Source organism: Caballeronia sp. dw_276 (assembly GCF_018449635.1).
Lineage (GTDB): Bacteria > Pseudomonadota > Gammaproteobacteria > Burkholderiales > Burkholderiaceae > Caballeronia.
Window position 1 is genome coordinate 268,565 of sequence record NZ_JAAVUV010000003.1, and the last position, 12,667, is coordinate 281,231.

At 61.7% G+C, this 12,667-nt stretch carries 12 protein-coding genes; 7 read left to right on the forward strand and 5 right to left on the reverse strand.

The features are described from left to right. Nucleotides 1-73: 73 nt before the first annotated feature. The gene (locus HB633_RS07060; protein ID WP_213777409.1) at nt 74-730 is read left to right on the forward strand and encodes an SDR family oxidoreductase; all 657 of its coding nucleotides are present in this window, start codon (nt 74-76) and stop codon (nt 728-730) included. On the opposite strand, the gene kdpE is transcribed toward HB633_RS07060, so the two are convergent. From kdpE to HB633_RS07085, 5 genes are all read right to left on the reverse strand, one after another. Next, nucleotides 706-1,404: a two-component system response regulator KdpE gene (gene kdpE, locus HB633_RS07065; RefSeq protein ID WP_213777410.1), complete on the reverse strand. Its 699-nt coding sequence runs from the start codon at nt 1,402-1,404 to the stop codon at nt 706-708. The genes HB633_RS07060 and kdpE overlap by 25 nt on opposite strands. After that, entirely contained in the window at nt 1,401-4,232 is a 2,832-nt protein-coding gene (locus HB633_RS07070) for a sensor histidine kinase KdpD (RefSeq protein ID WP_213777411.1), read from the reverse strand. The genes kdpE and HB633_RS07070 overlap by 4 nt, the downstream gene beginning before the upstream one ends. Nucleotides 4,233-4,499: 267 nt before the next feature. Further along, nucleotides 4,500-5,474: an NADPH:quinone reductase gene (locus tag HB633_RS07075; RefSeq protein ID WP_213777412.1), complete on the reverse strand. Its 975-nt coding sequence runs from the start codon at nt 5,472-5,474 to the stop codon at nt 4,500-4,502. A 48-nt stretch (nt 5,475-5,522) separates the two neighbouring features. Then, complete coding sequence (locus HB633_RS07080) at nt 5,523-5,915, reverse strand: methylglyoxal synthase (protein ID WP_213777688.1); 393 nt, start codon at nt 5,913-5,915, stop codon at nt 5,523-5,525. Nucleotides 5,916-5,950: 35 nt separating this feature from the next. Continuing rightward, on the reverse strand, nt 5,951-6,730 hold the full coding sequence (locus HB633_RS07085) for an SDR family oxidoreductase (protein ID WP_213777413.1): 780 nt from the start codon (nt 6,728-6,730) through the stop codon (nt 5,951-5,953). Between the two features lie 339 nt (nt 6,731-7,069). Between HB633_RS07085 and upp the strand changes: the two genes are divergently transcribed. The 6 genes from upp (at nt 7,070) to rsfS (ending at nt 12,657) form a co-directional block, all read left to right on the forward strand. Next, nucleotides 7,070-7,723, forward strand: coding sequence for a uracil phosphoribosyltransferase (upp, locus tag HB633_RS07090; RefSeq protein ID WP_056352410.1), 654 nt, complete (start codon nt 7,070-7,072; stop codon nt 7,721-7,723). A 303-nt stretch (nt 7,724-8,026) separates the two neighbouring features. Further along, the gene (locus HB633_RS07095) at nt 8,027-8,755 is read left to right on the forward strand and encodes a YebC/PmpR family DNA-binding transcriptional regulator (protein WP_213777414.1); all 729 of its coding nucleotides are present in this window, start codon (nt 8,027-8,029) and stop codon (nt 8,753-8,755) included. Nucleotides 8,756-9,104: 349 nt separating this feature from the next. After that, complete coding sequence (purD, locus tag HB633_RS07100) at nt 9,105-10,394, forward strand: phosphoribosylamine--glycine ligase (RefSeq protein WP_213777415.1); 1,290 nt, start codon at nt 9,105-9,107, stop codon at nt 10,392-10,394. Nucleotides 10,395-10,528: 134 nt separating this feature from the next. After that, on the forward strand, nt 10,529-11,452 hold the full coding sequence (gene hemF, locus HB633_RS07105; RefSeq protein ID WP_213777416.1) for an oxygen-dependent coproporphyrinogen oxidase: 924 nt from the start codon (nt 10,529-10,531) through the stop codon (nt 11,450-11,452). A gap of 37 nt (nt 11,453-11,489) precedes the next feature. Next, a complete protein-coding gene (locus HB633_RS07110; RefSeq protein ID WP_255580794.1) occupies nt 11,490-12,212 on the forward strand; it encodes a nicotinate-nucleotide adenylyltransferase in 723 nt (240 codons plus the stop codon). A gap of 4 nt (nt 12,213-12,216) precedes the next feature. Next, nucleotides 12,217-12,657 carry a ribosome silencing factor gene (rsfS, locus tag HB633_RS07115; RefSeq protein ID WP_213777417.1) on the forward strand — a complete coding sequence of 147 codons (441 nt, stop codon included), beginning with the start codon at nt 12,217-12,219 and terminating at the stop codon, nt 12,655-12,657. Nucleotides 12,658-12,667 lie beyond the last annotated feature (10 nt).

The window sequence follows — 12,667 nt, forward strand, 5'->3', positions numbered from 1 at the left end:
GGCTCGGTCAGCAGGATTCTCGAAAATGGCTTAACGTTTCTTTCTGTCCACCCACAGAAGGAGCGTTTCAGCGATGAAAGTCCTGCTCATCGGCGCAAACGGCCGCACCGGCCGTCACGTTGCCCGGCAACTGCGTGCCGCATCTCTTCCGTTCAAGGTCTTGCTGCGCAAATCGGCGCAACGTGGCGAGTTCGCAGCGCTCGGCGCGCAAATCGTGCTCGGCGACCTGACACAGGATTTCTCCCACGCCTTCGACGACGTCACGCACGTCATCTACGCAGCGGGATCGGCGGAGAGCGAAGGCGTGAACGAAGAGCGCGCGATCGATCGCGACGCCGTTCAACGCACAGCCGACTACGCCAAACGCCGCCGCACGCAGCAGCTGGTGGTCATCAGCGCGATCTCGGCTTACTGGCCGGAAGCCAGCACGCTCCAGCTCAAGCACTACTCGAAGATGAAACGCGAAGCCGACGATTACGTCCAGGCGAGCGGCGTCCCCTATGTGATTTTGCGGCCGGGTGCGCTGTCCGATGAAATCGGCCGCGGCACGATTGGCCTTGCGACCGAGCGCGACGCAAGCACCTTGCCGGTCTCACGCGATGACGTGGCGCGCGTCACCGTTGCATGCATTACCCGTGACGTGCGTGACGAAGTGATTGGCTTTGTCGGCGGCGACACACCCATAGACGCGGCGCTCGACACCGTTCAAACGGCCCCGACCAGCCGATAACCCACGCCCGTCTCGGTCACGATGTGTTCCGGCTGGGCGGCATCGCGCTCCAGCTTTTGCCGCAGATGCGCCATGTAGATGCGCAGATAGTGGTGGCTTTCCACGTGAGAAGGCCCCCACACTTCGCGTAACAACTGGCGATGCGTCAGCACCCGGCCGGCGTGTCGCACGAGCGTGGAAAGCAGCCGGTATTCGATCGGCGTCAGATGCACCGGCGCACCCGCTCGCGTGACCTGACGCAGACCGAGATCGATGGACACTTCACCGAATTTCACCAACGGCGATTCACTCGATGCCGCCTGGTTGCGCCGGCGCAAATGCGCGCGAATCCGCGCCATCAATTCCGAGACACCGAAGGGCTTGGTGAGGTAGTCGTCCGCGCCGGCGTCGAGCGCCGCAACTTTCTCTTCCTCTTGCGTGCGCGCCGACAGCACGATCACCGGCAACTCGGTCCAGCTTCTCAGCTCGCGTATTACGTCGAGCCCATCCGTATCCGGCAAGCCGAGATCCACGATCAAAAGATCGGGTTTGCGCGTCGCCGCTTCCACCAAGCCTTGCTTGCCCGTTTCGGCTTCGTGCACGGTGATGCCTTCAGCCTCGAGCGACGCTCGCACAAAGCGGCGAATCTGCTTTTCGTCTTCGATCAGCACGACAGTGACAGTGGGTTCGCTCATGAACTTTTCGGGTCGGACGGAGGGAAATCGGCGAAGTCCTGTTCGGCTTCATCGGAGAAAGACGGGACGGGCGGCGGTGGCTCGACGGGCAACGTGAACCAGAAGCGCGCGCCGTCTATTTGCGCATCCGGAGCGCTCGCGTTCAGGCGGTTGTTCGCGCCGATTGTACCGCCGTGCGCCTCTACGATCGCGCGGCAAATCGAGAGCCCGAGGCCGATACCTGGCTTCGCCGACTCCTTCTCTCCGCGCGTGAATTTCTCGAAGACGCTGTCTTCCATGTTCGCCGGAAGACCGGGACCGTTATCGTCCAGATACACGCGTACGAACGGTTCGCCCGCCACACTGACGTTCTCGGCGCCGATCACGAGTTTCGAGCCCGGCGGCGTATATTTCGCGGCGTTTTCCAGCAGGTTCGAAAAGAGCCGTTCCATCAGCACGGCATCCAGTTGAAGGAAGGGCAGATCGGCCGGCAACCGGACTTCGACCGGGCGGCCGTCCAGCACTCGGCGGCAGGCACGCAAGGCAGCGCCTACCGTTTCTTCGAGCAGCGACCATTGCAGGTTCAGGCGCAAGCCGCCGGCCTGCAACCTCGCCATATCCAGCAGATTCGTGACGATACTCGTCATGCGCAGCGATTCGTCGTGAATCGCCGCGATCAACTCGGCATTTGCTGGCGAACGCGCGTCGCCGTGGGCTTCGGCCAGCATGGACGCAAATCCCACAATGGTTGTAAGCGGCGTGCGCAGGTCATGCGAGATGGCAGACAGCAGCGAATTGCGCAGCCGCTCCGACTCCATGCTGACGAGCGCATCTCGCGCGATATCCACGTAATGCACGCGCTCAAGCGCAAGCGCGATCTGCGCGGCGAATGCATCGAGCATCCGTTTCTGCTCTGGCACATCGAGTTCACCTGCATTGCGCGTGGTCACCGCAAGCACGCCGCGCGTGCGCATCGGCGCTTTCAAAGGCAAATAAAGCGCCGCAGATGCGGGCAGCGTGTCGGTCCCCCGGCCGGCTGGCTTTTGCTGGTCATAGACCCATTGGCCGACATCCAGGTCGATCACGCTTTCCTTCAGCAGCCATGCCTCGGCCGAAGGTTCCGAGGGGTCGAGCTTCTGGCGAACCTTGTCGGCGGAATCGGGCAGCAGGATGGCAACCTTGGCGCGAAACACTTCACTCACGTGGCGCATGCCGATGCCTACGATCTGCTCGGTCGCGAGCGCCGCGCCGAGTTCACCGGCCATGGCATACATGGCGCCTGTACGGCGTTCACGTTTCGATGCAACGCGCGCCTCGCGCCGCAGACTCGACGTCAGGTGACTGATCACGAGCGAAGTCAGCAACATGCCGGTGAAGGTCAGCAGGTATTGCGTGTCGGTTACCGACAGCGACATGCGCGGCGGCACGAAGAAAAAGTCGAAGGCTGCCACGCTCAGAAACGACAGGAGCACGCCCGGACCGCGCCCGATTCGCGCCGCCGCATAGATTACGCCGACCAGATACAACATCACGAGATTGACGAGATCGATCCGGTCGCGAATCTGGCTGGCAAGTAACGTGATGACCGCGCAGATGGCGACCGCGTACACGTAACCGCGCGGCGCCGAGCGTTGCTCGCGCGCAGTACTCAGCGCGTCGCGCCAGTCGGGTCCGGCGCCATCTTCTTTTGCCGCGTGAGCAGCGCCCTTCTCGCCTTCGCGCGCGCGAATCAGCGTGAGGTCCAGGTCTCCTGCGCGTTCTGCCAAACGCTCGCCGAACGGCCGTTTCAACCAGCGATCAAAACCGTTCCGCGTGGATGCGCCCGCAACGAGCTTGGATGCATTGCGAGCCTGCGCATAACCAATCAACGTGGCCACGGCATCGGCGCCAGCCAGCGTGACCGTCTCCGCGCCAAGTTCGGCCGCGAGTTTGAGCGCTGCGAGCGTGCGTTCGCGACGGGCATCGGATAGTTTTTGCAGGCGTGGCGTTTCGACGTACACCGCAATCCAGTCCGAACGCAAACTTGCAGCAAGCCGCGCCGCCGCCCGCACGAGCGTGGGGGCCTCGGATCCCGGCCCTATACAGACCACCAGCCTTTCACGCGCTTGCCAGATTCGCTCGATGGAGCGGTCCGCCCGATACTCGCGCATCTGGGCATCGACACGATCTGCCGTGCGACGCAACGCCAGTTCCCGTAGCGCAATCAGGTTGCCTTTGCGAAAGAAATTGCGCACGGCATGTTCCGCCTGCTGCGGCATATAAACCTTGCCGTCACGCAGCCGCTCCAGCAATTCTTCGGGCGGCAGGTCGACGAGCGTCACTTCGTCGGCTTGATCCAGCACACGGTCAGGCACCGTCTCGAAAACGCGGATCTGCGTGATCTGCCCCACGATGTCATTCAGACTCTCCAGATGCTGAACGTTGACCGTGGTGTAAACGTCGATACCCGCGTCGAGCAGTTCATGCACGTCCTGCCAGCGCTTCAAATGGCGGGCGCCCGGGACGTTGGAATGCGCGAGTTCATCGACCAGAATGAGTTGCGGTCGACGCAGCAAGGCGCCGTCGAGATCGAAGTCCTGCAGCGCATGGCCACGATAAGCAATCTGCGCAAGCGGCAAGTGCTCCAGGTCTTCGGTCAGCGCGGCGGTATCGGAGCGCCCATGCGTCTCCACGATGCCGATGACTACGTCGTCCCCCTGCTCCTTGCGCCGCCGCGCGGCGAGCAGCATGGCATAGGTCTTCCCTACGCCCGCCGATGCGCCGAAAAAAATTTTCAGCCGTCCGCGATGACGCTTTTCTTCTTCTCTTTGCAGCTTGTCCAGCAGCTCGTCTGGGTTCGGGCGGTTCATGTTCTAGCGTTCAGGATCGGTATATGCAACTGTCCCAGTATGCTCAACCGAGGCTGACTTGTATCCTCCGCCGTTTGGCCTATGACGTGTGGTTGCCTACACGCGGGTCGCGGGTAAATGTGCAATGGCTCGAACATTAAGCGCGTCGGCGTAAAGACCGGGTCAAAGGTCGCCATCCATGCATAAAAATTACGTAAACGCGAAGGCCGGCGCGGCGTAGATCAGTCCAGGCCGCGCCGCCTCAATGACACGCCGTCACACGCTCCTTCAAGGCTGCAAGATCGTGGACCCGGTCGTCCGGCGTGCTTCGAGGTCTTCGTGAGCCTTCGCTGCGTCGGCCAGCGGATAACGTTGCCGTACGCTTGTCTTGACCTGTCCCGTTGTCAATACATCAAAGAGCTCGGTCGCCATCTGCTCGAGATCGCTGCGCTTGGCGATATAACTGAACAACGTCGGGCGGGTGAAATAAAGCGAACCGCGCCCGGCAAATTCCGACGAATCGATGGGCGGCAAAGGACCCGACGTATTGCCGAAACTCACGAACATGCCGAGCGGCGCGAGGCAATCCAGCGACGCCGTGTACGTGTCGCGGCCGATCGAATCGTAGACCACGGGGACGCCCGCGCCATTCGTGATTTCGCGCACGCGCTTCGTGAAGTCCTCGCGCGTATAGACGATCGGATGATCGCAGCCATGCGCCTTGGCGAGCGCGGCCTTTGCGTCCGACCCAACCGTACCGATCACCGTCGCACCCAGCGCCTTGGCCCACTGGCAAGCCAGCATGCCTACTCCGCCGGCCGCCGCATGAATCAGCACGGTGTCGCCCGCTTTCACGCGATACGTCCTGCGTAACAGATATTGCGCGGTCAAACCCTGCAGCATCACGGAGGCAGCGTCCTCGTAGCTGATGGCATCGGGCAGGTTCACCACGTATTGCGTCGACATGACACGTTCCTCGGCATAGGCGCCGGGCGGCCGCGAAGCGTAGGCCACCCGGTCTCCCACCTTGAACCCGGTCACGCCTTCGCCCACCGCGGTCACCTCGCCCGCTGCTTCCATTCCGATACCGCCAGGCAGCGGCATCGGATAAAGCCCGGTACGAAAATACACGTCGATATAGTTCAGGCCCACCGCGTGGTGCTTCACGCGAATTTCGCCCTTGCCGGGCGCGCCGACGTCCACATCGACCCATTTGAGTACTTCAGGGCCACCCGTTTTTTCGAATCGAATTGCTTTTGTCACCGTTGTCTCCGTGTTTTGGACGCTCGCGCGTCCAATGAACAGCAAGCGCTACGCGGCCCTGCCAAGGCGTAGCTTCAAATCGTCGAGGATCATGCGCGCCGTTGCAAGGTTCGTGGCGCACGCAACGTTATGGACGTCGCAGGCGCGAACCAAAGCGTTGATGTCCGGCTCATGTGGCTGCGGCGTCATGGGGTCGCGCAGGAAGATCACCAGGTCCACCCGGCCCTCCGCCAGTTCAGCGCCAATCTGCAGATCGCCGCCGAACGGCCCGGACAACTTGCGCTCCACTTCCAGTCCATGCGCTGCCGCGATACGCGCGCCGGTCGTGCCGGTTGCCAGCAGCCGGCACTGCGCGAGCGTCGCCGCAAACTCGCCGGCCAGCGCCACGATGTCATCCTTTTTCATGTCGTGCGCGATCAACGCGACGCGTGGGTTCATCAGATGTCTCTCCGTTGTGATTTATTGTTGGTCTGGAATCAATACGTGCCCGGATACGCGCCGCCGTCGATCAGCAGGTTTTGTCCCGTGATGTAGCCCGCATGCACGCTGCACAAATAGGCGCACGCCTTGCCGAACTCTTCGGCAGAGCCAAAGCGCCCGGCGGGCAACTTGCTCATGCGGCGCTTCTTGGCTTCTTCCACGCTGATGTTGTTCGCCTTTGCGTCGGCGGCGAACGTGGTGACGAGCCGGTCGGTATCGAAGGAACCTGGCAGCAGGTTATTGATGGTGACGCCACTTGCTGCAACCTTTCGCGACAATCCCGCGATAAACCCGGTCAGCCCCGAGCGCGCCCCATTCGACAAGCCCAGCACATCGATAGGCGCCTTAACCGACGAACTCGTGATATTCACGATCCGGCCGAAACCCCGATCGATCATGCCGTCGAGCGTCTGCTTGATCAGCTCGATTGGCGTAAGCATGTTCGAGTCGAGCGCCTTGATCCAGTCATCGCGGGAAAATTGGCGGAAGTCGCCCGGCGGCGGCCCGCCCGCGTTGTTCACGAGAATGTCAGGCGCCGGGCACGCCGCCAGCGACGCGGCATGTCCTTCAGGCGATGTGATATCGCAAGCCACTGCTGTCACGTTCACGCCGTAGGTCGTGCGGATATGCTCGGCCGTAGCCTCCAGCGGCCCCGCCGTGCGTGCCACGATTACGAGGTTGACGCCCTCGGCGGCCAGCGCTTCCGCGCAACCACGTCCCAAACCCTTGCTGGCCGCACACACGAGCGCTGTGCGCCCTTTGATTCCCATGTCCATTGCTGTCCCTTTGTAGTTGCCCGCGCTTCGCCGGTTTGCACCGTCGAGACGAGGTTTTGAGTGTCGAGCCGAGTGCCGGATCGCAATCACGCTTTGGAAACGCGTCATGCAATTCTAGAAGAATGAGGGATCGGACGTCGGCCGCGCAATAGACCGGATGGCCTATCGCCCGCAATCTCCGCTTTTCGCGCCCCTAATTTGGGTAAACTGACGGCACTGCCTAAGCTCAGCAAATAAAACCGCCCGCCACGCGCGGTTTTGAAAGTAGCTGCATCGGCAAGCTGCAAATCAAGCATTACCCAAATCCACATTTAATGCCGCGGCAACCGCGCGAACACCATGAACCAGGACAGCCGCTTTCCGAATCTTTTTATCCTCAACCACCCGCTGATCCAGCACAAGCTGACTCACATGCGGGACAAGGACACGTCCACACGTACATTCCGCGAATTGCTGCGCGAGATTACGCTCCTGATGGGCTACGAGATCACGCGCAACCTGACGCTGACCACGAAGCGTGTCGAGACGCCTCTCGTCACCATCGACGCGCCCGTGATCGCGGGCAAGAAGCTCGCTATCGTGCCTGTGCTGCGTGCCGGCATAGGCATGTCGGACGGCCTGCTGGACCTGATTCCGTCGGCGCGCGTGGGCCACATCGGGGTGTATCGGGCGGAAGATCACCGGCCGGTCGAGTACCTCGTGCGCCTGCCCCCCGACCTGGAAGAGCGCGTGTTCATCTTGTGCGACCCCATGCTCGCGACCGGCTACTCGGCGGTGCACGCGGTCGACGTCATGAAACGGCGTAAGGTGCTGGGCGAGAACATCATCTTCGTGGCGCTGGTTGCGGCGCCCGAAGGCGTGAAGGTCTTCTCCGATGCCCACCCCGACGTGAAGCTTTACGTTGCATCGCTTGATTCGCATTTGAACGAGCACGCGTACATTGTCCCGGGTCTGGGCGACGCCGGCGACCGCCTGTTCGGTACCAAAAACTGACGTGAAACCCCGCAGACATGCGGGCGATGGCAATTCCGGCGTAGGGCTAAGCCTGCCGGAGGGTCGCGCCATGATAAAATTCGGGTCCGCCAAATGCGCAGTGCACGGGTGAAAGGTGTCCACGGAAGTACGCACGGGCATGCGGATCGTCCTTACCGGACACGCCCTGCCATGTAAGCAACGCGAACATAATGCGCCGGCCGGCATAAAACGCTGGGCTAGAAAGCTGCATAAAGCGGCAAAATTGGCGACGAAATTGACACACAGGCGTGCGAGAAAAGCTCGCGCGCGATGGAGAAAGGTATGGCGGGTCATTCAAAATGGGCCAACATCAAGCATAAGAAAGCAGCCACCGACGCCAAGCGCGGCAAGGTCTGGACGCGTCTTATCAAGGAAATTCAGGTTGCGGCGCGCATGGGCGGCGGGGAAATCGACACGAATCCGCGGCTGCGGCTCTCCGTTGAAAAGGCCTACGACGCCAACATGCCTAAGGACAATATCAACCGCGCAATTCAGCGCGGCGTGGGGGGTGTGGACGGCGCGACCTACGAGGAAATCCGCTACGAAGGCTACGGCATTGGCGGTGCGGCGATCATCGTGGACACCATGACGGACAACCGCACGCGCACGGTCGCGGAAGTGCGCCACGCGTTTTCGAAGTTCGGCGGCAACATGGGCACGGACGGGTCGGTGGCGTTCATGTTCGACCACGTCGGCCAGTTCCTGTACGCGCCTGGCACGCCCGAAGACAAGCTGATGGACGCGGCGCTCGAAGCGGGTGCGGACGACGTGGTGACGAACGACGACGGCAGTATCGAAGTGGTTTGTCCGGCTAATGACTTCCAGAAAGTGAAGGACGCGCTGGAAGCGGCCGGTTTCAAGGCCGAAGTCGCCGAAGTGATCATGAAGCCGCAGACCGAAGTCGAGTTCACGGGCGAAGACGCGGCAAAAATGCAGAAATTGCTCGACGCGCTGGAAAATCTGGACGACGTGCAAGAGGTCTTCACCAACGCAACAATCGACGAAGAGTAATCGCCGGTTGATCGCCATTTGGCGACGGGCTTGTCTTGAGCGTGCTTGAACTCGCGGCATCCAGAAGCAAGATCGCCCGGGCGTATCTGGCCCGATTGGTGCATGCGCATTCAGCAGCCGATCCGAACCTGCACAGAGAAAGCCGCAAACGGCGTTTGACAGCCGGGAGTCGTGTGACGCAGCCGCTACCGGCGCGAGCCTTCTCCCCTTCTCTCAAAGTGCGCGGCACGGGCAGTCACCCGGAAAGCAGCAAAGCAAAACCGCGGAGGCGCGAAGAAACGGTTCACCAGAAACCCAACCGGTTCACGCAGCCAGCCGCCACGAATTTCTTAAGGTCTTCGAGGTTTAAATGAAGTTACTCGTCGTCGGTTCGGGCGGTCGCGAACATGCGCTCGCGTGGAAGCTCGCGCAGTCGCCGCGCGTGCAGATGGTTTATGTCGCGCCGGGTAACGGCGGCACGGCTCAAGATGAACGTCTGCTGAATGTCGACATCACAGATCCTGCCGCGCTTGCCGATTTCGTCGAAAAAGAGCAGATCGCGCTGACCGTGGTCGGCCCCGAAGGCCCGTTGGCGGCGGGCATCGTCAATCTGTTCCGCTCGCGCGGCCTGAAGATTTTCGGCCCGACCCGGGAAGCGGCGCAACTCGAAAGCTCGAAGGACTTTGCCAAGGCGTTCATGAAACGCCATGCCATTCCCACGGCCGAGTACGAAACGTTTACGGACATCGCGGCTGCGCACGCTTATCTGGACACGAAGAGCGCGCCCATCGTCGTCAAGGCGGACGGCCTGGCCGCGGGCAAAGGCGTGGTCGTTGCCACGACGCTTGAAGAAGCGCACGCAGCGGTCGATTCCATGCTCGCCGACAACAAACTGGGCGACGCAGGCGCGCGGGTGGTGATCGAAGAATTTCTCGATGGCGAAGAAGCCAGCTTTATTGTCATGGTGGACGGCAAGCACGTGCTGGCGCTGGCGTCGAGCCAGGACCACAAGCGCCTGCTCGACGGCGACAAAGGCCCGAACACCGGCGGCATGGGCGCGTATTCCCCCGCGCCGATCGTCACGCCGCAGTTGCACGCCCGCGTGATGCGGGAAATCATCCTGCCGACGGTGCGCGGCATGGAGCAGGAAGGCATTCGCTATACCGGTTTCCTGTACGCGGGCCTGATGATCGACGCGCACGGCAACCCGAAGACGCTCGAATTCAACTGCCGCATGGGAGACCCGGAAACGCAGCCGATCATGGCGCGTCTGAAGGGTGATTTCTCGAAGGTCGTCGAGCTGGCGATCGCGGGGACGCTCGCAACGGCCGAGATCGAATGGGATCGGCGCACGGCGCTTGGCGTGGTGCTGGCCGCGCACAACTATCCGGACACGCCGCGCAAGGGCGACCGGATCAACGGGATTCCCGCAGAAACGCCGGAGGCCGTGACCTTCCACGCCGGCACCACGCTTGAAAATGGCAAGCTGACCACGTCGGGCGGGCGCGTCTTGTGTGTCGTCGGCCTGTCGGATTCGGTTCGCGGCGCGCAATCGGTCGTCTACGATACGATCAACCAGATCGCGTTCGACGGCATGCAGTATCGGCGGGACATTGGGTATCGGGCGCTTAATCGCAAGGCGTCGGAGCGCCAAGGCTGATTCAGCACCGCAAGCAAGCACAGCACTGCCGGACCTTCGCGTCCGGCAGTGCGTTTTTGGAAGAAACGCGCTCAATGGCGGCAAACTGCCTCCGCGCCCGCTTTCCCGCAAACGAGACCAAGCAAAGCAGCACGATGACCGATTCGACCTACGACGTACAGGCTGTCCGCACCTATCTCACCGGTTTGCAAAAGCAGATTGCGGACACGCTCGGCGCGTTCGATGGCACCGAATTCGCCGTCGATTCCTGGCAGCGCGGTCCCGAGGAGCGGCTGCGGGGCGGCGGAAGCACGCGGATTCTGGAAGGCGGACAGTTTTTCGAGCGTGGCGGCATCGGTTTTTCGGATGTGGCGGGTGATTCCTTGCCGCCATCGGCGAGTGCGGCGCGCCCGCAACTAGCCGGCCGGGGCTTCGAGGCGATGGGCGTATCGCTCGTCATGCATCCGCGCAATCCGCATTGTCCGACCGTGCATATGAATGTGCGCCTCCTGATCGCAACGAAACCCGGCGAAGCGCCGTTGTTCTGGTTCGGCGGCGGAATGGACCTCACGCCCTATTACGGCTACGAGGAAGACGCGCAGCATTTTCACGGCGTCTGCCGTGACGCACTCGCGCCGTTTGGCGCAGATTTATACCCGCGTTTCAAGAAATGGTGCGATGAGTATTTTTATCTCAAACATCGCAACGAACCGCGCGGAATCGGCGGGATCTTTTTCGACGATTTCTCCGAACCCGGTTTCGACGAATCGTTCGCGATGATGCGGAACGTCGGCGACAGCTTTTTGAGTGCGTATCTGCCGATCATCGAACGCAGGCGGAACATGCCGTACGGCGAAGCGGAGCGCGAATTCCAGGCGTACCGGCGCGGCCGCTACGTCGAATTCAACCTGGTTTTCGACCGCGGCACGCTGTTCGGGCTGCAAAGCGGCGGCCGTACAGAATCCATCCTGATGTCCATGCCGCCGGCCGTTTCGTGGCGATACAACTGGAAACCGGAAGCCGGCACGCCCGAAGCGCGGCTTTATTCCGATTTCCTTGTTGCTCGAGAGTGGGTTTAAATAGCCACGGAAACATGAGAAACCGGCGCTGTATCTGTTGCATTCCGTCCCCAAAGAGGACCGTCCACTGAAACCCAATCTTCCTTGCGTTCACCGCGTCGGCTTGCTGGGCGGCACGTTCGACCCGATTCACAATGCTCACATGGCGCTCGCGCGGCGTTTCGCCGAGTTGCTCGACCTGACTGAACTCGTTTTCCTGCCGGCGGGCCAGCCGTGGCAGAAAAAAGACGTGACGCCGGCGCATCATCGGCTTGCAATGACTCGTGCGGCCGCGGAATCGCTGCATATCGAAGGCATGAAGATCACCGTCGCAACCGACGAAATCGACCACGACGGCCCGACTTATACCGTGGAGACCCTTGCGCGCTGGCGCGAGCGGGAAGGCGCGGACGCTTCGCTGGCATTGCTGATAGGCGCCGACCAGCTCGTGCATCTGGATTCGTGGCGCGACTGGAAACGCCTTTTCGAGTTTGCGCACGTGTGCGTGGAAACGCGCGCGGGGTTCGATGTATCGACGGTTTCACCCGCCGTGGCCGAGGAGATCGCAGCGCGCAGCGCTAGCGCGGACGTGCTCCAATCCACGCCGCACGGGCATCTGTTGATCGACTCGGCGCTGGCGCTCGAAGTGTCCGCCACCGAAATCCGCGAGCAGTCGGGCGAACGCCTCAAAACGCACGCGGCGGGCGGGATCGCTGCCGAGAGTAATGTTCCGTCCGCCGTATGGGACTATATTGTTCAACACCACTTGTACCATCGGTAAAAATATGGAAATTCAAAAGCTTCAACGCGCGATCATCGACGGTCTTGAAGACGTCAAGGCGCAGGACATCAAGGTGTTCAACACCACGCACCTGACCGCCCTCTTCGACCGCGTGATCGTCGCGAGCGGCACGTCGAATCGTCAGACCAAGGCGCTGGCCAATAGCGTGCGCGAAAAGGTCAAGGAGCTGGGCGGCGACGTCATCAGCACCGAAGGCGAGGAAATCGGCGAATGGGTGCTGGTGGATTGCGGCGACGCCGTCGTCCATATCCTGCAACCGGCGCTGCGCCAGTACTACAACCTCGAAGAAGTCTGGGGCGACAAACCCGTGCGCGTGAAGCTGCAAAGCGCGGGCGGATTTGGCGGGGCGCGCGTCACCGCAGACGAGGACGACGAAGAAGACGAGCCGGCAGCCAAGCCAGCGCGCAAGACCACGCGCCGCTGAAATCCAGGTT

Bases quoted from the DNA above. Each gene is read 5' to 3' on its own strand.
- upp (WP_056352410.1), top strand. From the start codon at position 7,070: ATGAACCAGGACAGCCGCTTTCCGAATCTTTTTATCCTCAACCACCCG.
- HB633_RS07095 (WP_213777414.1), top strand. From the start codon at position 8,027: ATGGCGGGTCATTCAAAATGGGCCAACATCAAGCATAAGAAAGCAGCC.
- kdpE (WP_213777410.1), bottom strand. From the start codon at position 1,404: ATGAGCGAACCCACTGTCACTGTCGTGCTGATCGAAGACGAAAAGCAG.
- rsfS (WP_213777417.1), top strand. From the start codon at position 12,217: ATGGAAATTCAAAAGCTTCAACGCGCGATCATCGACGGTCTTGAAGAC.
- hemF (WP_213777416.1), top strand. From the start codon at position 10,529: ATGACCGATTCGACCTACGACGTACAGGCTGTCCGCACCTATCTCACC.
- HB633_RS07060 (WP_213777409.1), top strand. From the start codon at position 74: ATGAAAGTCCTGCTCATCGGCGCAAACGGCCGCACCGGCCGTCACGTT.
- HB633_RS07070 (WP_213777411.1), bottom strand. From the start codon at position 4,232: ATGAACCGCCCGAACCCAGACGAGCTGCTGGACAAGCTGCAAAGAGAA.
- HB633_RS07085 (WP_213777413.1), bottom strand. From the start codon at position 6,730: ATGGACATGGGAATCAAAGGGCGCACAGCGCTCGTGTGTGCGGCCAGC.
- purD (WP_213777415.1), top strand. From the start codon at position 9,105: ATGAAGTTACTCGTCGTCGGTTCGGGCGGTCGCGAACATGCGCTCGCG.